The following is a 22,505-nucleotide window of genomic DNA, read 5'->3' as shown; positions in this document are numbered from 1 at the left end:
ACACGTGTCCGGACAGCATGGGAGCTACCTATGAGCCCGAGCGATCTCGTCCCCGACGGCGGTTCGCACCTGCTGATCGGCGGCAAGCTGACGCCCGGCGGCGGCGGTGTGTTCACCACCGCCAACCCCGCCACCGGGGAAACCCTCGGCTACGCCGCCAATGCCGACGCCGCCGATATGGACGCGGCCATCGCCGCCGCCCGTACCGCCTTCGACACCACCGACTGGTCGCGCGATCCGGGATTTCGCGCGACCTGCCTGCGGCAGCTGCGGGACGCGCTGCGCGGGCACCTCGAGGAACTACGCGAGATCACCATCGCCGAGGCCGGCGCACCCCGCATGCTGACCAGCGGGCCGCAGCTGGAGGGCCCGGTCGGGGATCTCGGATATTTCGCCGACCTCGCCGAGAACTACGCGTGGGAAACCGATCTCGGCATCGCCTCACCCATGGGGATCAAGAGTGCGCGGCGGGTGCGCCGCGAACCCATCGGCGTGGTCGGGGCGATCACGCCCTGGAATTTCCCGCACCAGATCAACTTCGCCAAGCTGGGCCCGGCGCTCGCGGCGGGAACCACGGTGGTGCTCAAGCCCGCGCCCGATACACCGTGGTGCGCGGCCGCCGTGGGCCGGATCATCGCCGAGGAGACCGATATTCCGGCCGGGGTGGTCAATATCGTCACCTCCGACGACCACGGGCTGGGCGCCCAGCTGGTCACCGATCCGCGGGTGGACATGATCTCGTTCACCGGGTCGACGCAGACCGGCCGGGCCGTCATGGCCGCTGCGGCAACGTCTTTGAAGAAGGTGTTCCTGGAGCTGGGCGGGAAATCGGCGTTCATCGTGCTGGACGACGCGGACATCGCGGCGGCGGCCGCCTACGCGGCGTTCGGGGTGTGCGTGCACGCCGGGCAGGGCTGTGCGATCAGCACCCGCCTGCTGGTGCCGCGCGAACTGCACGATCAGGCGGTCGAAGCGGCCGCGCGCACCCTGGCCGGGATCAAGCCCGGAGATCCGTCGAAACCCGGAACCGTCTGCGGCCCCGTCATTTCCGAGCGGCAGCTGGCGCGCGTCGAACGCTATCTCGAGATCGCGCGCGCCGAGGGCGGCACCATCGTCACCGGCGGCGGACGCCCCGAGCGCGCCGGCGGCTGGTACATCGAGCCGACCCTGATCACGGGGCTGCCCAACAGCTCCACCGTGGCCCAGGAGGAGATCTTCGGGCCCGTCCTCACCGTCATCCCGCACGACGGTGACGCGGATGCCGTCCGCATCGCCAACGACTCCCCCTACGGCCTGTCCGGCTCGGTCTGGGGACGCGATCCCGAGCGGCTGCGCGCGGTCGCGGAGGGCGTGCGCACCGGGACGCTCAGCGTCAACGGCGGCATCTGGTATTCGGCCGACGCGCCCTTCGGCGGCTACAAGCAGTCCGGCATCGGCCGGGAAATGGGCGTCCTCGGCTTCGAGGAATACACCGAAACCAAACTCATCGCGACCGGTGTCCGAGGAGAACTGACATGAACCGATTCACCGACAGGTCGATCATCGTCACCGGCGCCGCGCGCGGCATCGGCGCCGCCTACGCACGGGCGCTGGCCGCCGAGGGCGCGAAAGTGGTTGTCGCCGACCTCAACAGCGAACTGGGCGAGACCGTCGCCAAGGAGATCACCGCCGCCGGCGGCGTCGCGGTCTTCGCGCAGGTCGACGTGGCCGACCCGGCCTCCGCGAAGGCGGTCGCCGACTTCACCGTCGCCGAGTTCGGCGGCATCGATCACCTGGTCAACAATGCCGCCATCTACGGCGACATGAAGCTCGACATCCTGCTGACCGTGCCGTGGGACTACTACAAGAAGTTCATGGCCGTGAATCTCGATGGGGCACTGAACATGACGCGCGCGGTGTACCAGCACATCGCGGCCAAGGGCGGCGGGTCGATCGTCAATCAGTCGTCCACCGCGGCCTGGACCTACTCCGGGTTCTACGGGCTGGCCAAAGCGGGCATCAACAGCCTGACCCAGCAGCTGGCACACGAGCTGGGGCACTCCAAGATTCGGGTCAACGCCATCGCGCCCGGCCCCACCGACACCGAGGCCACCCGCAGCATCGTGCCGGACCAGTTCGTGGATCAGCTGGTGAAGCAGATGGCGCTCAAGCGGCTCGGCACCACCGAGGACATGGTCGGGGCGTGCCTGTACCTGCTGTCCGACGACGCCGCCTGGGTGACCGGCCAGGTGCTCAATGTCGATGGGGGGCAGGTCTTCCGGCCATGAGCGAGAACCAGGAAATCTCGGTCGGGTTCATCGGACTCGGCAATATGGGCGCGCCGATGGCGCAGCGCCTGGTCGACTGGCCGGGCGGGCTGGTGGTGTGCGACATGCGGCCGGACGCGGTGCGGCCGTTCACCGACGCGGGCGCGACGGCCGCCGCCACCGCCGCCGAGGTGGCACAGCGCTGCGGCGTCGTCTCGGTCGTGGTCCTCGACGACGACCAGGTGCGCTCGGTCGTGACCGGCCCCGACGGGCTGTTGCAGACCGCGAAACCGGGCACGGTCATCGCCGTGCACTCCACCATCTCCGATCGCACCGCCGTCGAGCTCGACGCCGAATGTGCCTCGCACGGCGTGGAATTCGTGGACGCGCCGATCAGCGGCGGGGCGCCGGCCGCGCAGCGCGGGGAGCTCGCGGTCATGGTGGGCGGCAGCGCCGCCGCCTTCGAGACGGTGCGGGAACCGTTCGGGCGCTTCGGATCCCTGGTCATCCACGCCGGCGAGGTCGGTGCGGGCACGCGGATGAAGCTGGCACGCAACCTGCTGCACTTCGTCGCCTTCACCGCCGCGTCGGAGGCACAGCGACTGGCCGAGGCGGGCGGGCTGGACATCGCCGCGCTCGGCAAGGTGGTCCGGCATTCCGACTCGCACACCGGCGGGCCCGGCGCGATCATGCTGCGCAAGACCACCGCGCCGGTCGCCGCGGACGACTTCTGGTTCCCGATCCTCGGTCACGTCCGCGACCTCGGCGAGAAGGATCTGGCGCTGGCGCTGGACCTGGCCGGGCGGCTGGATGTCGACCTGCCGCTGGCGCGGCGCGCATTGCACGACCTGGGTGACGGGCTCGGCGTGGGGCCCGGAACGATCGCGAAGGAGCAGTCATGACAGCGGATCAGAGTCCCTCCGAACAGCGGCAGCAGGGCCTGAAGAAGATGTCGGAGGTGTACGGCTTCGAGCTGCCGAACCTGGCCGGTGATCCGTTCTTCGAGGTCACCGTCGATCACCTGTTCGCCGACATCTGGAATCGGCCCGGCCTGTCGCTGCGCGACCGGCGGCTGCTGCTGCTCGGCGCCATTACGGCGCAGGGACATTCGGAGATCGCCGAGATCCAGGTCGGCGCGGCCCTGCGCAATGGCGAGCTCGACGCCGATCAACTGCGTGAGATCGCGGTGTTCCTGGCCCACTACGTGGGCTGGCCCGCGGCCACCAAACTGGACGGCGTCATTCGCAAGACGCTCGCCAAGGACAAGAAGAAGTAATCCCAACCCGCAGTGAGGAATACAGAGACAATGGCGGAAACCGCAAGCGTCCGACCGCTTCTGGCCAGCGAGGTCGAGACCTGGGATGACCAGACCGACGTCGTGGTCGTCGGTTTCGGCATCGCCGGGGTGTGCGCGGCCATCGAGGCCGCACGCTCGGGGGCCGACGTCCTGGTGCTGGAACGTACCGGCGGCTGGGGCGGTGCGGCCGCCATGTCCGGCGGCTTCATCTATCTCGGCGGCGGTACCGCGCTGCAGCGGAAACTGGGCTTCGAGGATACCGCCGAGAACATGGAGGCATTCCTCACTGCGGCCCTGGGCCCGGGCGTCGACAAGGCCAAGATCCACGACTACTGCCAGGGCAGTATCGAGCACTTCGATTGGCTGGTCGCCCAGGGCGTTCCGTTCAAGGAGGAATTCTGGGGCGAGCCCGGCTACGAGCCGCCCGGCGACCAGGGCCTGATGTACTCCGGCGGCGAAAACGCCGCGCCGTTCAAGGACTCGATCCCGCCCGCGCCGCGCGGTCACCTGGCCTGGACCAAGGACAAGAAACTGGGCGAGAAGGGCGGCGGCTACATGCTGATGGAGCCCCTCGCCCACAAGGCCGACGAACTCGGCGTGCGACACGAATACGACGTGCGCCTACGCCGGCTCATCGTCGACGAGACCGGTCGCGTGGTGGGCGTGGCCGCCACCCGCTACGGCAAGCCGGTACACGTGCGCGCCGAACGCGGCGTGGTGCTGGCCACCGGCAGCTTCGCTTACAACCATGAAATGGTGCAGCGCTACGCACCCAAGATTTCCGGCCGGCCCACCGCCACCGTCGAGGAGCACGACGGCATCGGCATCCGGGTCGCCCAGTCGCTGGGCGCGGATCTCGCGCACATGGACGCCACCGAGGTCGCGCTGGTGGTGGACCCGCAGGTGGTGGCGCGCGGCATCCTGGTGAACGGGCGCGGGCAGCGCTTCATCACCGAGGACACCTACGCCGGGCGCATGGGTCAGGCCGTGCTGCAAGAACAGGGCAATCAGGCGTACCTGGTGATCGACGAACTCGCGCTGGAGGAGGCGATGGAGAGCAAGTCCTCGCTGTCGTTCCTGCGCACCGCGCCGACCTGGGTGGCCGAGACGGTCGCCGAACTGGAGAGCGAGATGGGCCTGCCGGAGCACACCCTGCAGGCCACCGTCGACCTCTACAACCACCACGCGGAGCAGGGCGAGGATCCGCTGCTGCACAAGAAGACCGAGTGGGTCAAACCCATCCGCACCCCGCTCGGCGCCTACGACCTGCGCGGCTACACCGGCGGCTTCACCCTGGGCGGCCTGCGCACCGACCTGGACTCCCGAGTCCTCCACGTCTCCGGCGAGCCCATCCCCGGCCTGTACGCCGCGGGCCGCGTCACCTCCGGCATCTGCGCCGGCGGCTACGCCTCCGGTTGCTCCCTCGGCGACGGCAGCTTCTACGGCCGCCGAGCCGGCGTCTCCGCCGCCAAGCAGCTCTGAAAGGAGCCGTCCCCCATGCGATTCGGCATCGTCCTGTTCACCAGCGACCGCGGCATCACGCCCGCGGCCGCCGCCAAGGCCGCCGAAGATCGAGGCTTCGACTCCTTCTTCGTCCCCGAGCACACCCACATCCCCGTCAAACGCGACGCGGCCCACCCCCAGACGGGCACCGCCGAACTCCCCGACGACCGCTACATGCGCACCCTCGACCCGTGGGTGGCCCTCGGTACGGCCGCCGCAGTCACCTCCCGCATCGAATTGTCCACCGCGGTAGCGCTGCCCACCGAGAGCGACCCCATCACCCTCGCCAAGACCATCGCCACCCTGGACCACCTCTCCGGCGGCCGCGTCACCCTCGGCGCCGGATTCGGCTGGAACACCGACGAACTCACCGACCACGGCGTACCCGGCAACAAGCGCCGCACCGTCCTGCGCGAATACATCGAAGCCATGCGCGCCCTCTGGACCGAGGAAGAAGCCTCCTACACCGGCGATTTCGTCTCCTTCGGCCCCAGCTGGGCCTGGCCCAAGCCGATCCAATCCCAGATCCCCGTCCTCATCGGCGCCGGCGGCACCGAGAAGACCTTCAAATGGATCGCCCGCTCCGGCGACGGCTGGATCACCACCCCCTACGAATCCGACGTCTCCGCCTCCACCACCTTGCTGATGAAGCACTGGCAGGAAGCAGGCCGCGAAGGCACCCCCCGCGTGGTCGCCCTCGCCCACAAACCCGACCTCGAAACACTCTCGGCCTGGGCCGAAGCCGGCGTCACCGACGTCCTCTACGGCCTCCCCGACAAACCCGAACCCGACGTCCTCGCCTACCTCGACCGCCTGGCAGGCAAACTCACCCCACTGGGCCTGGCCACCCCCACCGCCTGACCCGTCCCGGAGCAACACCGGCCTCCCCGCCCGCAACAAATCGCAGGCGTGGAGGCCGGTCTGCGCAGAGGAGTGACGCGACAGTTGCCGAAAACCGCGCCTCCGTCGAACATCCGAGCTTTCGCTTCTTGCGGCACCCAAGCCGCGTCAGCGAAGGTCCGGTAGGGCAGGCGAAGCAACCACACTTCCAGGTGCATCACCGCGCGAGGAATCCAGTTGCCAGTCATCCACCCTGGTTGTCTTCCCCCGAGTTACCTGGCCTCATGCATCTGAATCACATAGTGACGCGGGAGGCCCCAGCATGTGAACGTACCGCCCGCCGCTGGCCCGGCGTGCAATAGACATGGACGATCTCGGCCATAGCGTTGACCACCGGGCCGGGATCGATCAGCGGCCGAATCGGTTCGGCATCCGGAACTCCGGGAGCGGTGACCGGCGGCACCGCCAGCGCCGGAAACAGGAACTTCGCCCCCTCCGGGGAAGTGATCACCGAACCACCTGAGGGCGTGCGCCATTCGACCTTCCGGTCCGGATGGTGAACGACCTGCCAGCCATTGGCTCCATTGTCGGCGAGTGTCTTCAATCGATGGTGGCGACGACACCGGCATCCGAGATTGGACTCGACTGTGCGGCCGCCATTCTCGGGGTCCGCGTGATCGAATCGATCCTGATGGTCGAGATCGGTTCCGGCAGGGGGAACTCCGCAGCCCGGTGCGCGGCAACCACCGTCGAGAGCGCGAACTCGTCTGGCGGCCCGGGCCGCAGGGCGGTATCGCAACTCGGAATCAGTGGCCCGCGCCGCGGGTACGGGTGCCGGAGCGGCCGGGTCGGTGATGATGTCGAAGCGGGCATGCCGTGCGATCTGGCGGGCCAGGTCGGCATCGATCGCACCGAGACCCGCGAGCAGTGCCGGGTTGTCCTGCAGGCCGGCCAGCGTCTCCGCCGAAACCCAGACCTGCACAAGGGCTTTGCGCGCCGCAGGGGTTGGCTCGCCCGCATCGGCGCGGGGGCAGTCGGCGCGCCCACATTCGCAGGTGAGGCGACCGCGGCCGTCAGCCAGCGCGACCAAGGCGTCAGCCCGGCGCTGATTGGTGGTGCGCGGATCGTTCCCGCAGCACTGCGTGGTCGCCATTTCCCGCAACCGCTCATAGAGCGCCTGCCCACCGGCGGCGGGCAGCACCCCATCGAGCAGCGCGGTGCCGTCATCGGCCGCGGTGACTTTCACGTACCGGTCCGCCTCGGCGGACTTGCGCCGCGTGGCCTGACCGGCCGGATCCGCCTCCAGCAGCCACCGCCGCAGGGTCCGCCGAACCCGCTGCGGCTCAGCCTTTTCCGCATACGCAACGATCCGCGGCTCCAGCTCCGCGACCAGATCCTCGGAAGCATTGGCCAGCGTTTCACTGATCGCCCGCACCCGTGGCAGGTCGATCCGCCCATCGGCGAAAGCCTCGCGAGTACCGCCGTATCGGTTGTCCAAGCCCAGACCGAGCGCGATCAGCCCGTCCGCCGACCGCTGCGACGCCTTCAGCGCGATCCCGATCTCGGTGGCGGCATCCTCCCCCGCTACAACGCACCGACCCCCAGCTCCAACTGCTGCTCACGCCGCAGCCGATACAGCTGCGTCATCAGCTCGACCTCTTCGGCCTGAGCCGCAGCAATCATCGAGTGCACCACACGGAGTCGCTCCACCACCTGCACGGCGGCGAAGCCATAACCAGTTGATTCACCCATAGATTCGATCATAATTTCGAATCTGAAGACACGGAAGCAAGATAGCCGAGACACGCCTTGAAAAGGTCTGGCAAACAATAGGATTCGCGCAGCGCGGTCTAATTACAGGCGGCGATCCGTTGCAGGATTCGCAGCGCTCCGACCGCGGCGAGCTCGCGGAACTTCCCTCCGGCCGCGACTCGGCGATGGAGGGCATCGGCCTCGCGGAGCACGAGCAGCCCGCCACCGGCGATCCAATGAGCCCAGTCGTCGTAGGCGAGCTCGGCGGCGGCATCGGAGCCCGGCTCGGCGATCAGGAGCAGACGCAGCGGCGTACGCCACCCACGAACCTCGCTGTCGTAATCACCCGGCGCGGTCTCGTCGGCTCGAGCGGCGACTTCCAGAATGACACCCTTGCCCACATAGGCGTGCGCGGCTTCGGACAATGCGCGAGCCTCGTCGACCGGCCACGTTCTGTCGATCCGCTCGATCAGTGCCGGCATCTCGCGCGCGGAAACCTGGAGCGCGATGCGGTTCATTCGAAAGCCTTTCCGATGCGCCCTCATTCATACGGTTCGCGCATACCGCGAGTTGCTCGGCGGGCTCGGCCATAGTAGCATCCGGACACGTGTCTGATCCCCTTTCCGCCCGCCCTGCGGTGAGCATGGAGGCCACTCGCCGGCGGCTCACCGAGAAGCAGGCCGATACCGTGGACCGCCTGACCCGGGCGGCCATGGATGTGCTGTCACGGGAGGGGTTCGCCGGGCTCACCGTGCGCATGGTGGCGGCGCAGGCCGGAGTGGGCACGGCCACCGCGTACACGTATTTCTCGTCGAAGGAACACCTGGTCGCGGAGATGTTCTGGCGCCGATTGGCCGCCACCGAGCCGCCCGCCGCGGAGGGCGCCGATTCGACCGCGCGGGTGCTGGCGGTACTGCGGCAGATCGCGCTGCTACTGGCCGACGAGCCGACCCTCGCGGGCGCGGTGACGGCCGCGCTGCTGGGGACCGATCCGGATGTGGCACACCTGCGGCTGCGGATCGGCGGCGAGATCCGACGGCGATTGATCGACGCGCTGGGCGCGGACGCCGATCCCGAACTCGTGGAAACACTCGAAATGATCTACGCGGGCGCACTGGTGCGCGCGGGCATGGGCTATGTGTCCTATGCCGAGATCGCCGATCGCATGGAGAAATTCGCGCTGCGGGTGCTGCGGAGCTGAAACCGCTTGCCGGGCACCAACTCCCGCCGTACCGTCCGGACAGGTGTCTATCCAGGAGGTCGCAGATGGCCCTGGTCAAACCCGCGCGCGGTATCCGGCGGGGAGCCCGAGCACGGCCACCTCGAGGAGTTCCGCACCGATCCCATCGCCCTGATGACCCGGGTCCCGCTGTCTCCAACCGGATTCCGGAGGACTTCCCGAATCCCGAGCGCTTCGACCCGGGCCGCTACCTCGACCCGAACCAGGCGGATCTGGCCAACCGCTGGACCTGGATCCCCTTCGGCGCGGGCCGTTACCGCTGCGTCGGCGCGGCCTTCGCGCTCATGCGGCTCGAGGCCATCTTCTCGATCCTGCTGCGGGACTGGGAATTCGAGCTCGCGCAGCCATCGGACAGCTACCGCAACGACCATTCCAAGATGGTGGTGCAGCTGCAACAGCCGTGCGCGGTGCGATATCGCCGCCGGACACGGCCGTCGTAGAGCTGAGCTACAGGGAGCCCTCCGAGTTACAGCGCGCCCTCGAGGGCGGAGACCACGGCCGGATCCTTCGGCTCGGTGCGCGGACGGAACCGCCCCAGCACCGCGCCGTCGCGCCCGATCAGGAACTTCTCGAAGTTCCACTGGATGTCCCCGGCCTCACCGGCGGCGTCCGCGACCTGGGTCAGCTCCTGATACAGCGGAATCCGGCCCTCGCCGTTGACCTCGCTCTTCTCCAGCAGCGGGAAGTCCACCCCGTAAGTGGCGGAACAGAATTCCGCGATCTCCTCGGCGGTACCGGGCTCCTGGCCCATGAACTGGTTGCACGGCACACCGACCACGGTGAAGCCCTGCGGCCCGTAGGTCTGCTGCAGTTCGACCAGGCCCGTGTACTGCGGGGTGAGCCCGCACTTGGAGGCGACATTGACCAGCAGCACGACCTGGTCGCCGGCCAGTTCGGCCAGCGTGGTGGGCTTGTCGGTCAGCGTGCGCAGCGGAATTTCGCGAAGATTGGTCACAAACACGAATGGTAGAACGAGTTCGATGAGGTCACCGGTTCAGGAGTAGCTCACCTGCCAGTGTTTGATGCCATTGATCCAGCCCGACCGCAGCCGCTGCGGCGGTGCGACCTCGGTGATTTCCGGCATGGCGTCGGCAATGGCATTGAACATCAGGTCGATCTCCAGCCGCGCCAGATTCGCGCCAACGCAGAAGTGGTTTCCGGTCCCGCCGAATCCGACGTGCGGATTGGGATCGCGCTCCACATCGAATTCGAAGGGGTGGTCGAAGACCTCCTCGTCGAAGTTGGCGGAGCTGTAGAACAGCCCCACCCGCTGCCCCTCCAGAACTTTCTGCCCGCCGATTTCGGTGTCGCGCACGGCGGTCCGCTGGAAGGCCGAGACCGGCGTCGCCCAGCGCACGATTTCATCGGGCGCGGTGCGCGGCCGGCGCTCCTTGTACAGCGCCCACTGATCGGGGTGATCCACAAAGGCTTTCATGCCATGTGCGATGGCATTGCGGGTGGTTTCGTTGCCCGCCACCGACAGCAGGATGACGAAGAATCCGAACTCGTCCGAGCCCAGGGCCTCACCATCCACATCGGCGGTCACCAGCTGGGAGACGATATCGCCGACCGGGCGGGCCCGGCGCTGTTCGGCCATGTTGTAGGCGTAGCCGAGCAGTTCGGCATTGGCGGTCATATTGTTGCCCGCGAATTCCGGATCGTCGTAGTTGAGCAGCTGATTGGACCAGGTGAACAGCTTGTGGCGGTCGTCCTGCGGCACGCCGAGCAGTTCCGCGATGGCCTGCAGCGGCAGCTCGCATGCCACCTGCTGGATGAAATCGCCGCCGCCACTCGCCTTCGCCGCCCGCACGATCTTTGCCGCGCGTTCGGTGAGCGCGGCCCGCAATCCCTCGATGGCGCGCGGGGTGAATCCCTTGGAGACGATGCGCCGGATCTTGGTGTGCTTGGGCGGATCCATATTCACCAGCAGCGCCTCGCGCCCGAGTTCGAGCTGTTCGGGTTCGGAGTCGGCGGGCATTTTGATGATGGAGCCCTTGCGATTCGAGGACCAGAGTTCCGGTCTGCGGGAGATCTCCTTGACATCCTCGTGGCGGGTGATCACCCAGTAACCGTCGTCGTCCATGGGTGCGGCCTGCTCGGGAGTCTGGGCATTCCACCAGACCGGCGCGGTGCGGCGCAGCAGTGCGAACTCCTCGGCGGGGCTGTGGTCGGCCCAGAGCGCGGGATCGGTGAAATCGAAGCCGGCCGGTAATGACGGAACAGACACTGTTCCTCCTCGGGCAAGGTGCCGCTATGATCACGAAATTGGAACGTGTTTCACAGAAATTGAACCATGCCGACCTGCGGCTGGGCAGCGTTTCCAGCCTTCGATCCCCCGGTTCCCGCACGCCCTGCGGGGCAGCTACCCCGCAGCAGTGGATCTGCAACATGTTCAACGAGGACCCGCCGCGCCCGCAAGATCACTCAACCCGTCCTGAAGTCGATCTTGTGACTGGACATCATGTCCAGTGTGTCGGCAGACTAGAACTTGTTCTACAGTGATGCCAGGCACACTCGAAGATGAGGTAACTGATATGACCGCTTCCCCGGGCTCCACGTCCGAAGCCGATTACGTCGTCGTTGGCGCGGGCAGCGCCGGTGCAGTATTGGCCGGACGGCTCGCTCAGCGTGGCGCGAGCGTGATCCTGTTGGAGGCCGGGCGCAAGGACAACACCCAGCTGGTCACCCGCCCCGGCATGATCTCGATGGTCCACACGGTTCCGCAGCTGAAGAAGCTGGTGGCGTGGAAGCAGTACTCGGTCCCGCAGAAGCACGCCAACGACCGGCTGATCCCGATGACCCGCGGCAAGGTGCTGGGCGGCTCCAGCTCCATCAACGGCATGCTCTACGTGCGCGGCAACCGCGCCAACTTCGACTCCTGGGCCGCCGAGGGCAACACCGGCTGGAGCTACGACGAGGTCCTGCCCGCCTACAAGCGCCTCGAGAACTGGGTCGACGGCGCGGATGACTACCGCGCCACCGGCGGCCCGATCGAGGTCACCCGCCCCCGCGAGCTCACCCCGATCTCCGAGGAGTTCATGACCGCCGCGTCCGAGACCCTCGGCGCGCCGATTATCAAGGACTACAACGGGGCGTCGCAGGAAGGCATCTCGATCTTCCAGCAGAGCGTGAAAGACGGTGTGCGCTACAGCTCTTCGCGCGGCTTCATCACCAACATGCCGAACTCGAACCTGACCGTGCTCACCCACGTGCAGGCCACCCGCGTGGTGATCGAGAACGGCCGCGCCACCGGCGTCGAGATCGCCGAGAAGAACGGCTCGCGCCGCATCGTGCGCGCCGCCAAGGAGGTCATCGTCTCCGGCGGTGTCGTCGGATCGCCGCAGCTGCTCATGCTCTCGGGCATCGGCCCCGCCGGGCACCTGCGCGACCTCGGCATCGAGGTGGTCGCCGACCTGCCCGTCGGCCAGAACCTGCACGACCACCTGTTCGTGCCGATGACCTTCGTGTCCAAGAAGGCCATCCACCGCGGCATCCCCACCTACTTCGCGCGCGGCATCCTCAAGGAGATGCGCAACCCGGGCAGCTCCTTCATGGGCCGCACGGTCTTCGAGGCCGCCGGCTTCGTCAAGACCAAGTTCGCCGAGGGCGACCACCCGGACATGCAGATCCACACCCTGCCGTGGAGCTACCCGACGCCCAACCAGGACGCCGACAAGCTGCACCTGGTGGACCGCCGCCCGGCGCTCACCGTCATGCCCAGCCTCATCTACCCCAAGAGCCGCGGCGAACTGAAGCTGGCCTCCGCCGACCCGTTCGCCTCGCCGCTCATCGACCCGGGCTACCTGACCGACCCGTGGGACACCGAGTTCCTGATCGAGGGCATCAAGATGATCCGCGAGGTCATGTCGCACAAGAGCATCGCGGGCGACATCACCGAGAACTTCTTCCCGGGCCAGGAGTGGGCGGACGAGACCGCGCTGCGCCGCGAGCTGCCCAACCGCGTGCACTCCATCTACCACCCGGTCGGCACCTGCCGCATGGGTGTGGACGAGCGCGCGGTCGTCGACCCGACGCTGAAGGTGCACGGCATCGAGGGCCTGCGCGTGGCCGACGCCTCGATCATGCCGAGCATCACCGGCGGCAACACCAATGCGCCGAGCTACATGATCGGCGAGAAGGCGGCCGAATTCATCGGCTGACCACAAGCCCGCGGAGGAGTGCTGCTACTTCCCTGGTAGCTCCCCCGCGCGGGTCAGCGGATCACGACCACCGCTGACCCGGAACAGCCCCGGGCCTACTACCTCTCGGCCCGGGGCTGTTGTTTTCTCGTCTCAGGAGGAGTCACGGTGTCCCTGCCCGTCGATATCTGGCTGAACGCGCCGCTCGCCGAATCGGCTTCCCGCGCAGCGCGATTGCGCGAGCTCGGAGTGGACGGGGTGTTCACCTTCGAGGGCGCGCACGACGTGTTCCTGCCCTTGACACTGGCCGCCACGTCCGGGGTCGACATCATGACCAATGTGGCCATGGCGTTCCCGCGCAGCCCGATGCATCTGGCGCACACCGCGTGGGATCTGCAGTCATTGTCGGGCGGGCGATTCCGGCTCGGGCTCGGCAGTCAGATCCGGACCCATATCGAGCGGCGCTACGGCAGCACCTGGTCGGAGCCGGTGGAGCGAATGCGCGACACCGTGCTGGCGGTGCAGGCGATCCTGCGGGCCTGGCAGGACGGCGAGCGGCTGGACTACCGCGGCCGGTTCTGGCAGCACACGCTCATGACCCCGCAGTTCGATCCGGGACCGAATCCCCATGGGGCGCCGCCGGTTCTGGTCGGCGCACTGGGCCCGCGCATGACCACCATGGCGGCGGAGGTGGCCGACGGACTGCTGGTGATGCCGTTCAATACCGAGCGGCACTTCCGCGAGCGGACACTGGCGGCCGTCGCGACAGGGCTCGGAGGCTCACCGCGGCCCTTCGAGATCATCGTGGAAGCCATTGTGGCCATGGGTGATTCGGAACAAGAACTGCGCGAGGCGCGCCGGGCGGTGCGAAACCTGCTGGCGTTCTATGGTTCCACGCCCGCCTATCGTCCGGTCCTGGAGGTAGAGGGCTGGGCGGAGCTGCAACCCGAGCTGAACCTGCTCTCGAAGCAGGGGCGGTGGCGGGAGATGGCCGCGCTCATCGAGGACCCGATGGTGGACGCGCTCACCGTCAGCGGCACACCGGTCGAATGCGCGGAGCTGATCCGTACCCGGTTCGGCGACAGCGCCGCTCGCGTCTGCTGCTATTTCCCGGGTTACCAGGTCACCGATGCCGCCGTTGCCGACCTGGTGACCGCGCTGGACTCCTGAGCTTCCACATTCCACGAAAACAGCCCATCAGCAGGCATTTTCGCAATTACAAGATCTTGTTAAGGCCGTGCCAAGCGCGGCTCGGCATCGTTTGTGTCAACGCCGGAACGCACCGGCGGACCCAACGAGCCACCATCCGGGGGCGGGAACGCTGGGGCCGACCCGTCTACGAGGGGTGGCGGGTCGGCCACAGCAAACCAACCAACCGGTACTCAATTGGGGACATGGCCTACCACGAAGGGGGTGGTAGGCCAGCGCAGAACCCGCCGAGTCCGACCACGAGGGGTGTCGGACTGGGCGGGTTCTTTGTGTGGCAGGCTAACGGTTAGCGATCTTGTTCGTCCGATTTGTGGCCTTGTCCGCCCGGCACACGGCATCATGTAGGTAAGTGCGCCAAGAAGATTGGGATTGCCGATGGAAACCGTGGTCGTCTTCGTACTGGCCTGCCTGATTTACTGGTGGGGCCTACTCTGACGTGGGAGTTTGCGCGACCGCGTGCAGCGCGTCCGCGATGCGGCGGCTGAAGTGGTCGGCATCCTCGGTGCCGTGCGTGAGCGCGCGCATCAGGGTCGCACCCCGCAGGAATTCGAAGATCGCCTCGACATCGCAGGCGTCGGCCGCCTGACCCGATTCGACAGCGGCCATGAGCAGCTCGCGCAGTGCCTGAATCGTCGGCCGCTCACCGCCGTCGAGCAGGCGGCGGTAGCTCTCCCGATCGTCGTGATACTCCGAGAGCAGGCCGGGGATGGCCGAGCGCGCCGCCGGGTGCGCGGCGGCATTGAGGAACAGGCGCGTCCAGGCCAGTAGGTCGGCGCGCAGGTCGCCGCTGGGAACCGGGTGATTCTCGGTGTCCAGGGCGAAGATCGCATCCTCCACCAGGGCACGCTTGCCGGGCCAGCGGCGGTAGATCGAGGTCGTGACGACTCCGGCACGCCGGGCCACGGCCGCGATGGTGGTGGCCTGGTAGCCGTCGCGGACCAGGAGTTCCTGGGTCGCGGTGAGCACCAGGGCGTCCAGTTGCGGGTCACGGGGTCGGCCGGGGCCGGGACGGGCGGTCCCGGTGGCTGCGGTCACGGGGCTCCCCTCTCGCTCGGGTCGGTGGCAAATTCTGAAACAGGTTACATCGTCGTCCGATTTTAAATACGGTATGGCCCGTATTCTAATTCAGGAGGCACCCATGCTGACGCCCCAGGACGAACTGCTCGCCCACCAGCTCCCCACCACCTTCGACCACGTCCAGCAGAGCGATCTGCGCTGGACCGAACGCGTCGTCCTGTACGGCTTCGACACCACCGGCGAGATCAGCGTGATGACCGGCATGGCGCGCTACCCCAACCGCAATGTGCTCGACGCCTACGCCATGATCACGATCGGCGACAAGACCGCCCACGTGGTCCGGCTCTCGCGCGAGATCGGCGACCGCTACGACGGCCTCGCCGACTGGCGGGTCGGCCCGTACCGGTACGAGATCGTCGAACCGCTGCGCAAGGTGCGCGCCACCCTCGGCGACAACGAGCACGGGGTGCGGCTGCAACTCGACTTCGAGGGGCAGTTCCCGGCCTACGAACAGGAACCCGCCTTCTTCCGCAGCCGCGGCCGGGTGCGCGAGGACGCACGGCGCTACTACCAGAACGGGCGCATCTCCGGGTGGATCGAGGTGGCCGGCACCCGCTTCGAGATCGATCCGGAGACCTGGTGGTTCGGGCGCGACCACTCCTGGGGCACCCGCCACGGCGGGGGCGGCGGCAGCCTCGGCGAGGGCGAGGGCCTGCAGCCTGGCGACATCCCCGACGGCGTCCTCTACTACATGGGCATCTTCCAATTCGAGGACGAGCTGGTGCACTTCGCGCAGCGCGAGACCGCCGACGGGCAGCGCTGGCACTTCGAGGGCACCGTGCTGGCCCCGATCGGCTCCGCCGCGCAGCCGGTCCCGATCGTCACCACCGACCACGCGCTGACCTTCCGCGACGACTTCCGCATCGTCAGCGGCGGCAGCTTCACCGCGCGCGGCGCCGACGGCCGCGACCGTGAATTCACCATCACGCCGGTCTCCGGCTTCTGGCCCGGCCTCGCGGGATACGACCACTACCGTGGCTACGCCTCCGGGCTGTGGAAGGGCGCGGACTGGAGCGACGGCTTCACCGCCGACCTCACCGACACCGCGGATCTGCGGCAGGTCAGCATGCTCAGCGAGACCTTCTGCCGCATCGAGACCGCCGGCAAGGTCGGATACGGGCTGGTCGAAATGGTGTTCATGGGCCGCAATGCGCGGTACGGGTACGAGGGGTACTGACGTGAGCACCACCCGAATTCCGGCCGAGCAGCTGGCGACAGCCCTGGAACCCGCCGTACGCGAGCATCTTTCGCCCGCGGGGAACGCGCGCGTGCTCGAGCTCGTGCGCACCGAACGCGGATTCGCCACCGAGACCTATCTTTTCGAGGTCGAGGACGATTCCGGCCGCACTCCCCTGGTCCTGCGACGGCCACCGGACCTGTCGCTGTTCCCGGACTACGACCTGCTGCGGCAGGTGCTGGTGATGCGCCGGCTGGCGGACACCGGGCTGCCGGTGCCGGCCGTGGCCTGGCTGGAGCGGGGCGACAATCCGCTCGGCAGCCCGTATTTCGTGATGAACCGGCTGGAAGGCCGGGCGCCGAGCGACTATCCGTCGTATCACGCCGCCGGGAACTACTTCGAGGCCACACCCGAGCAGCGGGCTGGCATGTGGTGGGGATGCGTGGACACCATCGCCGAGGTCAACCAGTTGGATTGGCGGGCACTGCGATTGGACTTCCTCACGTTTCCCGAGCATGGCGCCGGGGTCATCGAGCAGGGGGTGAACTATCTGGACGCCGCGCTGAAGTGGGCCTGCGGGGGAACGCCGCCGGAGACCTACCGGCGGGCGGTGGCGTATCTGCGCGACAACCTCTGCGAACCCGAGCAGCCGTGCCTCTGCTGGGGTGATGCCAGGATGTCGAACATCCTGTACGACAACGACTTCCGGGTCCGCGGCGTGCTCGACTGGGAGATCGCCCACCTCGGTGCGCCGGAGTCGGATCTGGCCTGGCTGCTGTTCCTGGACTGGGCGTGCAGCGAGTACGAGGGCCATCCCCCGCTGCCGGGCACACCGACCCGCGCCGAGACCATCGCCTACTACGAGAAGCGGACCGGTCACGAGGTCCGCAACCTCGGTTACCACGAGGTCTTCTCGGCCGCCCTGTTGTCGATTCCCCTGCTGCGCATGACCCACCGCGTACAGCTCCCGCCGGAGATGAACATCACCGGCTTCTGCACCGCCCGCATCGAGCAATTACTCGACTGACATCCGCCGGCGCCGCGCTGCCGCGGCAACGACTCCGCCCCCGGCGTGCTGCCGGGGGCGGGGTCGTTCGCGGGTGTCGGGACTAGCGGGCTTCGACCAGGTCGGCCTCGGCCGGAACCCCCTCCGGCGCAGCCGGCTTCGCGCCCTTCATCAGGAAGAATGCGATCACGGTGGCGGCCAGCACCGCCGCGCCGCCGGCCAGGAAGGTGTTCGACATGGCGTCGGTGAAGGCATCGCGGGCCACCGACACCAGGCTGCCGTCACCGGTGGCGAAGGCTCCGGCGATGCCCTCCCGGGCCGCCGCCGGAGCGTCGGCGGGCATGGCGTCGGTGTAGGTACCGGCCAGCACCGCGCCGAGCACCGCGACCCCGAGCGCACCACCGGTCTGCTGAATGGTGTCGTTCAGCGCCGAACCCACACCCGCCTGCTCCGGCGGAATCGCACCCATCAGCGCACCGACGGCGGCCGGCATGGCCAGGCCCGCACCGGCGCCGACCAGCGACATCGCCAGGGCCGGCAGCCAGAAGCCGGAGTCGGAGGTCAGCGCGGCCAGGGCGCCGAAGCCGCCCGCCAGCACCAGCATGCCGACCAGGGCGACGGGACGCACGCCCAGCTTCTGCACCAGCGCGGCGCCCAGGCCGTTGAACACCAGCGCGGTCAGCGCGAACGGCGTGAAGGCGAGGGCCGTCTTGATGGGCGAGTAGCCGAGCACGAACTGCAGGTACTGGGTCAGCACCAGGGTCAGGCCGGCATTGGCGAAGGTGGCCAGCACCAGCGAGAAGCTGGATCCGGTGAAGACCCGGTTGCGGAACAGCTGCAGCGGAACCATCGGGTGCTCGGCCTTCAGTTCACGAATCACGAAGGCCACCAGCACGACAACCGCCAGCACCAGCGTCACCCAGGTGCCGTGCAGGCCCTTGGCCGGGAACTCGATGATGGACCACACCAGCGACACCGTGCCGACGATCGACAGCACCATGCCCGGCAGATCGATCGGACGGGCGGGGCCCTTGGATTCCGGCATCAGCGCGAAGGCGGCCGCGATGGCCAGTGCCGCGATCGGCACGTTCAACAGGAAGACCGAACCCCACCAGAAGTGGTTCAGCAGCACGCCGCCCAGCACCGGGCCGCCGACCATGCCGAGCACGGACACACCGGTCCAGGCGGCGATCGCCCTGGGCCGCTCGTCCTCGTCGAACACGGTGATCAGGATGGACAGCGTGCTCGGCATGATGAGCGCGCCGCCGACCGCCATGATCACGCGGCCGGAGATGAGCATCCCCGCGCTGGTCGCGTAGGCCGCGATGAGGGAGGCCGCGCCGAAGAGCGCCAGCCCGAGCACCATCACCAGCCTGCGGCCGAAGCGATCCGACAGGCTGCCGGTGGTGAGCAGCAGGCCCGCGAAGACCAGGATGTAGGCGTCGATCACCCACTGCAGGGCCTGGGACCCGGCGTGCAGGTCGATCGCGATCTCCGGCAGCGCCACGGTGAGGACCATATTGTCGATCACCAGCACCAGCGTGGCCAGGCAGAGCACGACCAGGATCAGCCAGCGCTTCGGATTGCGCTGGGCCGCAGGCGATGTCAGCGCCTCGGTCAGTTCGTTCGCAGTCATTTCGGTTCCCCTTCGAGAAACTCGTCCGCACACTGTGCGGTGTCGTCGAACACTGTACGGTCTCCGTACACTGTGCGCAAGACAGAACGGTGTACGGTCGAACGAACGGCGTTCTAGCTGGAGTTATGCTGTTCCACGGATGAAGGAGGAAGCGCCATGACGGCCAAGGCACAGGAGTTCTCGTCGGTGTGGACCCGCCCGCAACGACAGCGGCGAGATCAGCCCGCACTGAGCCGGGAACAGATCGTGTCCGAAGCTCTCGCGCTGCTCGATTCCGAGGGCTACGACGCGCTCAGCATGCGCAAGCTCGGTTCCCGCCTCAATGCCGGAGCCACCTCGCTCTACACGCATGTCACGAACAAGGACGAGATCCTGGAACTGGTGATCGACGAGGCGTTCAGCGAGGTCCACGAGCCCGCCACCATCGCACCGGAGAACTGGCGCGCCGATCTACTCGCCCTGGGTCGCGATGTGCGCGACACCGTCCTGCGCCACCCCTGGATGAGCACCGCCATCACCGGAGCCGGACTCGCCTACCTCGGCCCCAACCTCATGCGGCTGTCGAACGCCATGCTCGCGACCCTCGAAGCGGCGGGCTTCGACGACGGCGAGGCGGACCGGGCCTCAAATGCCTTCTGGGCCTTCGTCCTCGGCTCCGCCGGCACCGAAACCGCCATGCTCACCAGCGTCTCCCGCAGCGGGCTCAGTGAACAGGAATGGTTCGCCAAGATGATGGCCGTGTCCGAACAGGCGGTACGCGGTTACCCCCACGTCGCCAAACGGTACGGCGTCTACCGGGAACTCGACCCCACGCAGGCCAGGAACGACTTCTTCGACTCCGAGCTCGGACTCATCCTGGACGGATTGGAGTTTCGGCGCGACCGCGCCAAATGAGCTGCGGCGTACCGTGATTCAGCCCAACGTCGCCAGCCGACGGCGCTGGGCCGGAGTCTCCACCACCACCGAGCCGATCACCGATCCGGCCAGCAGGCGATGGGCCGCGGTACCCCGATCGGCCCGATTGGCGTGCACCGCGTACAGGACCCGGGCCCACCACAGCGGCACGAACAGTCCAGCCGCCGCGGCCACCGATCCGGCATCGGGGTGCGCGCCCACCCGATGCGTGATCTGGCCGACCGCCGCGGCGAACACCAGATCCCCGAAGCATTCGAACCAGGTGGCCCGGCGCGGTGTGGTGGTTTCCGGTGCGGCGGCGGGGCTTTCGAGCATGCCGACCAAACTACTGGCCGGTCAGCGACCCGTCGCCAGACTGGTGCCGCCATTGGCGTCGAGCACGACGCCGGTGATGAATCCGTTGGTGGCCAGCATGTGGATGGCGCGGGCGATGTCCTCGGGGCGGCCGACGCGGCCGACCGGGGTGGTCGCCACCAGGCCGTCGAACAGAGCAGTGCGCTGCGCCTCCGGAACCCGGTCCCACCACGGGGTGTCGATGACGCCCGGGGAGACGGCATTGATGCGCAGCGGGGCGAGTTCGACGGCGAGCGGCGGCACCATGGCGTCGAGTGCGCCGTTGATGGCGGCCAGGCCCGCGGTGCCGGGGAAGGCCGAGCGGGACGAGCCCGCGGTCACCAGGGTGACCGAGCCCTGCGAATCCAGGTGCGGGAGCGCGGCTTTCAGGATGCGCACCTGTGGCCAGAACTTGCCGTCGAAGCCGGCGGCCAGCTGGTCCAGATCGAGGTCGGCGAAGAGACCGCTGCCGGCCGAGCCGCTCACCGAGATGACCAGGTGGTCGATGGTCCCGGCCCGGGCGAAGAAGGCGTCGATATCGGCCTGGCTGGTGGCGTCGAGGGCGTAGCCGGTGGTCTTGCCGCCGACACGCGCGACGGCCGCGTCGAGCTTGTCCCGGCCGCGGCCGGTGATGACGACCTCGGCGCCGTCGGCCGCGAAGGCGGTGGCGGTGGCCTCGCCGATACCGGAGCTGCCACCCATGACGACGACGCGCGGTGTTGTGGTCATTGTCGGAAACCCTCTCTGTCGCTGTCCGCTTATTCTTACGGAACTGACAGTCTCGACAACACTGTTGGCGAGACTTTTAGTCTCGACAAATCGGTGAGGTGCGTCACAGGAGGGCGATCATGGAAAGCACGGCGGCACAGCCCAATCCGGCGCGACCGCACACCGGGCGTCGCCGCAACGAGGCCACCCGGCAGGCCATTCTCGATGCCTCGCTGCGGCTGCTCGGCGAATCCGACGGCGCCCCGGTCACCATCGACGCCATCGCGCGGGCGGCCGGCGTCGGAAAGCAGACCGTGTACCGGTGGTGGCCGTCCAAGGGCGCGGTCCTGCTGGACGCGCTCACCGAACGGTCGGCGCTCGAGGTGCCGCCGCCGGACAGCGGCTCGCTGCGTACCGACCTGCGCACCCTCATGGAAGCGACTTTCCGTGGCGCACAGCGCAGTTCGACCGCACCCGCGCTGCGCACGCTGGTGCGCGAGGCGGCACACGACCCGCATCTCGCGGAACTGTTGCGGACCTTCACCGCGCAGCGCCGGGCAGCGGTGCGGGCCGTGCTCGAGCGCGGGCGGCTACGCGGCGAACTGCCCGCCGACGCCGATCTCGATCTGCTGGTCGACCAGTTCTACGGGGTGTTCTGGTACCGCTTCATCCTCGGCCACGCGCCCCTGGACGACACGCTCGCCGAACGGCTCACCGACTCGATGCTGGCCGGCCGCTGAAGAATTCGGCCGAGCGATCGGTCTGCGCCAGATGCCGCAGCGCGGCGATGAGCTCGTCACCGAGCACGTTTCCGACCACGACCGTCTCGGCCATGCTGTCGATATCGCCGCGCGAGGTCAGCACGGCCATATCCAGTTCGGCGATCGGCCCCAGGGCGTGGGCGTAGTCGTCGAGGCGGTCCGCGATATCGCCGTGGCCGAGCTGGCGCAGCGCGCCGACCACCTCGACGGCGGCCGACACCGCCGGATTGTCGCGGCCGACGCGCCAGCCCAGGCGATCGAGCATGGCCGCCACCTCCGCGCGGGCGGCGGTCCGAGATTCCTCGTCGCAGAAGGCGATGCTGCGGGCAGCGGTGTGCTGGGCGGCACCGAGGATCTTGTGGGTGCCGAGATCCGGATCGTCCAGGGCCGCGATCACCTCGCGCGCCGAGGCGATGGAGAGCCCGCCGACCTCGATGAGTGCCCGGATCAGCCGCAGGCGGCGCAGATGCGCGTCGTCGTACCGCGCCTGATTGTGGCCGGTCGCCTCGCCCTTGGGCAGCAGGCCTTCCCGCAGGTAGTACTTGATCGTCGGGGTGGACACGCCACTGGCCTTGCTCAGCTCCCCGATTCGCATCGGACCTCCTCGTCGCCGCGCGGGGCTTGCCCACCGAGCCACCATCATAGATAGCCGCGTTATGGACAACG

General features: G+C 68.1%; 22 protein-coding genes and 2 pseudogenes. 14 read left to right on the top strand and 10 right to left on the bottom strand.

Features of this window, described 5'->3' with window-relative positions:
- Positions 1 to 30: 30 nt before the first annotated feature.
- Genes AB0L60_RS31730 through AB0L60_RS31705 form a run of 6 tightly spaced genes read left to right on the top strand, consistent with a single transcriptional unit; the run spans position 31 to position 5,907 of the window.
- A complete protein-coding gene (locus AB0L60_RS31730) occupies positions 31 to 1,518 on the top strand; it encodes an aldehyde dehydrogenase (protein WP_364621460.1) in 1,488 nt (495 codons plus the stop codon).
- Positions 1,515 to 2,267 carry an SDR family oxidoreductase gene (locus tag AB0L60_RS31725; RefSeq protein WP_364621457.1) on the top strand — a complete coding sequence of 251 codons (753 nt, stop codon included), beginning with the start codon at positions 1,515 to 1,517 and terminating at the stop codon, positions 2,265 to 2,267. The genes AB0L60_RS31730 and AB0L60_RS31725 overlap by 4 nt, the downstream gene beginning before the upstream one ends.
- A complete protein-coding gene (locus tag AB0L60_RS31720) occupies positions 2,264 to 3,148 on the top strand; it encodes an NAD(P)-dependent oxidoreductase (protein WP_364621454.1) in 885 nt (294 codons plus the stop codon). The genes AB0L60_RS31725 and AB0L60_RS31720 overlap by 4 nt, the downstream gene beginning before the upstream one ends.
- Complete coding sequence (locus tag AB0L60_RS31715; protein WP_364621452.1) at positions 3,145 to 3,522, top strand: carboxymuconolactone decarboxylase family protein; 378 nt, start codon at positions 3,145 to 3,147, stop codon at positions 3,520 to 3,522. The genes AB0L60_RS31720 and AB0L60_RS31715 overlap by 4 nt, the downstream gene beginning before the upstream one ends.
- Positions 3,523 to 3,552: 30 nt before the next feature.
- Positions 3,553 to 5,025 (top strand): FAD-dependent oxidoreductase, encoded by a 1,473-nt coding sequence (locus tag AB0L60_RS31710; RefSeq protein ID WP_364621449.1) that lies wholly within the window; start codon positions 3,553 to 3,555, stop codon positions 5,023 to 5,025.
- A gap of 15 nt (positions 5,026 to 5,040) precedes the next feature.
- Positions 5,041 to 5,907, top strand: coding sequence for an LLM class F420-dependent oxidoreductase (locus tag AB0L60_RS31705; protein ID WP_364621446.1), 867 nt, complete (start codon positions 5,041 to 5,043; stop codon positions 5,905 to 5,907).
- 274 nt (positions 5,908 to 6,181) lie between these two features.
- Here the strand turns inward: AB0L60_RS31705 and AB0L60_RS31700 are convergent.
- From AB0L60_RS31700 to AB0L60_RS31690, 3 genes and pseudogenes are all read right to left on the bottom strand, one after another.
- Positions 6,182 to 7,459: pseudogene (locus AB0L60_RS31700) on the bottom strand (DUF222 domain-containing protein); the annotation flags it as partial.
- A gap of 11 nt (positions 7,460 to 7,470) precedes the next feature.
- Entirely contained in the window at positions 7,471 to 7,638 is a 168-nt protein-coding gene (locus AB0L60_RS31695) for a hypothetical protein (protein WP_364621443.1), read from the bottom strand.
- Between the two features lie 98 nt (positions 7,639 to 7,736).
- Positions 7,737 to 8,156: a hypothetical protein gene (locus tag AB0L60_RS31690; protein ID WP_364621440.1), complete on the bottom strand. Its 420-nt coding sequence runs from the start codon at positions 8,154 to 8,156 to the stop codon at positions 7,737 to 7,739.
- Between the two features lie 119 nt (positions 8,157 to 8,275).
- Here AB0L60_RS31690 and AB0L60_RS31685 point away from each other — a divergent pair, with 119 nt between their 5' ends.
- Complete coding sequence (locus tag AB0L60_RS31685) at positions 8,276 to 8,839, top strand: helix-turn-helix domain-containing protein (protein ID WP_364621588.1); 564 nt, start codon at positions 8,276 to 8,278, stop codon at positions 8,837 to 8,839.
- 164 nt (positions 8,840 to 9,003) lie between these two features.
- A pseudogene (locus tag AB0L60_RS31680) lies at positions 9,004 to 9,318 on the top strand (cytochrome P450); the annotation flags it as partial.
- Positions 9,319 to 9,344: 26 nt separating this feature from the next.
- Here the strand turns inward: AB0L60_RS31680 and AB0L60_RS31675 are convergent.
- Both AB0L60_RS31675 and AB0L60_RS31670 read right to left on the bottom strand, forming a co-directional pair.
- Positions 9,345 to 9,833 carry a glutathione peroxidase gene (locus AB0L60_RS31675; RefSeq protein ID WP_364621437.1) on the bottom strand — a complete coding sequence of 163 codons (489 nt, stop codon included), beginning with the start codon at positions 9,831 to 9,833 and terminating at the stop codon, positions 9,345 to 9,347.
- A gap of 39 nt (positions 9,834 to 9,872) precedes the next feature.
- Positions 9,873 to 11,105 carry a cytochrome P450 gene (locus tag AB0L60_RS31670; RefSeq protein ID WP_364621435.1) on the bottom strand — a complete coding sequence of 411 codons (1,233 nt, stop codon included), beginning with the start codon at positions 11,103 to 11,105 and terminating at the stop codon, positions 9,873 to 9,875.
- A gap of 307 nt (positions 11,106 to 11,412) precedes the next feature.
- Here AB0L60_RS31670 and AB0L60_RS31665 point away from each other — a divergent pair, with 307 nt between their 5' ends.
- Positions 11,413 to 13,038 (top strand): GMC family oxidoreductase N-terminal domain-containing protein, encoded by a 1,626-nt coding sequence (locus tag AB0L60_RS31665; RefSeq protein ID WP_364621432.1) that lies wholly within the window; start codon positions 11,413 to 11,415, stop codon positions 13,036 to 13,038.
- Between the two features lie 153 nt (positions 13,039 to 13,191).
- Complete coding sequence (locus AB0L60_RS31660) at positions 13,192 to 14,187, top strand: TIGR03617 family F420-dependent LLM class oxidoreductase (RefSeq protein ID WP_364621585.1); 996 nt, start codon at positions 13,192 to 13,194, stop codon at positions 14,185 to 14,187.
- Positions 14,188 to 14,652: 465 nt separating this feature from the next.
- On the opposite strand, the gene AB0L60_RS31655 is transcribed toward AB0L60_RS31660, so the two are convergent.
- The gene (locus AB0L60_RS31655) at positions 14,653 to 15,261 is read right to left on the bottom strand and encodes a TetR/AcrR family transcriptional regulator (RefSeq protein WP_364621430.1); all 609 of its coding nucleotides are present in this window, start codon (positions 15,259 to 15,261) and stop codon (positions 14,653 to 14,655) included.
- Between the two features lie 103 nt (positions 15,262 to 15,364).
- Here AB0L60_RS31655 and AB0L60_RS31650 point away from each other — a divergent pair, with 103 nt between their 5' ends.
- Both AB0L60_RS31650 and AB0L60_RS31645 read left to right on the top strand, forming a co-directional pair.
- Positions 15,365 to 16,480, top strand: a complete 1,116-nt coding sequence (locus AB0L60_RS31650; protein ID WP_364621427.1) for a hypothetical protein — start codon at positions 15,365 to 15,367, stop codon at positions 16,478 to 16,480.
- A 1-nt stretch (position 16,481) separates the two neighbouring features.
- Entirely contained in the window at positions 16,482 to 17,507 is a 1,026-nt protein-coding gene (locus tag AB0L60_RS31645) for a phosphotransferase family protein (RefSeq protein ID WP_364621424.1), read from the top strand.
- Between the two features lie 82 nt (positions 17,508 to 17,589).
- Here AB0L60_RS31645 and AB0L60_RS31640 read toward each other — a convergent pair whose 3' ends face one another.
- Positions 17,590 to 19,122: an MFS transporter gene (locus AB0L60_RS31640; RefSeq protein WP_364621421.1), complete on the bottom strand. Its 1,533-nt coding sequence runs from the start codon at positions 19,120 to 19,122 to the stop codon at positions 17,590 to 17,592.
- 156 nt (positions 19,123 to 19,278) lie between these two features.
- Here AB0L60_RS31640 and AB0L60_RS31635 point away from each other — a divergent pair, with 156 nt between their 5' ends.
- Positions 19,279 to 20,016, top strand: coding sequence for a TetR/AcrR family transcriptional regulator (locus tag AB0L60_RS31635; RefSeq protein ID WP_364621418.1), 738 nt, complete (start codon positions 19,279 to 19,281; stop codon positions 20,014 to 20,016).
- Positions 20,017 to 20,034: 18 nt separating this feature from the next.
- Here AB0L60_RS31635 and AB0L60_RS31630 read toward each other — a convergent pair whose 3' ends face one another.
- Entirely contained in the window at positions 20,035 to 20,352 is a 318-nt protein-coding gene (locus AB0L60_RS31630; RefSeq protein ID WP_364621414.1) for a low temperature requirement protein A, read from the bottom strand.
- Positions 20,353 to 20,373: 21 nt separating this feature from the next.
- Positions 20,374 to 21,099 carry an SDR family oxidoreductase gene (locus AB0L60_RS31625; RefSeq protein ID WP_364621412.1) on the bottom strand — a complete coding sequence of 242 codons (726 nt, stop codon included), beginning with the start codon at positions 21,097 to 21,099 and terminating at the stop codon, positions 20,374 to 20,376.
- Between the two features lie 119 nt (positions 21,100 to 21,218).
- Here AB0L60_RS31625 and AB0L60_RS31620 point away from each other — a divergent pair, with 119 nt between their 5' ends.
- Complete coding sequence (locus tag AB0L60_RS31620) at positions 21,219 to 21,818, top strand: TetR/AcrR family transcriptional regulator (protein WP_364621409.1); 600 nt, start codon at positions 21,219 to 21,221, stop codon at positions 21,816 to 21,818.
- On the opposite strand, the gene AB0L60_RS31615 is transcribed toward AB0L60_RS31620, so the two are convergent.
- On the bottom strand, positions 21,790 to 22,434 hold the full coding sequence (locus AB0L60_RS31615; protein WP_364621405.1) for a MerR family transcriptional regulator: 645 nt from the start codon (positions 22,432 to 22,434) through the stop codon (positions 21,790 to 21,792). The genes AB0L60_RS31620 and AB0L60_RS31615 overlap by 29 nt on opposite strands.
- Positions 22,435 to 22,505 lie beyond the last annotated feature (71 nt).

Origin of the sequence: Nocardia sp. NPDC051981 (assembly GCF_040680715.1) — a bacterium.
Lineage (GTDB): Bacteria > Actinomycetota > Actinomycetes > Mycobacteriales > Mycobacteriaceae > Nocardia.
Note: the sequence above shows the minus strand (reverse complement) of the source record. Positions and strands in the feature narration are given on the sequence as shown.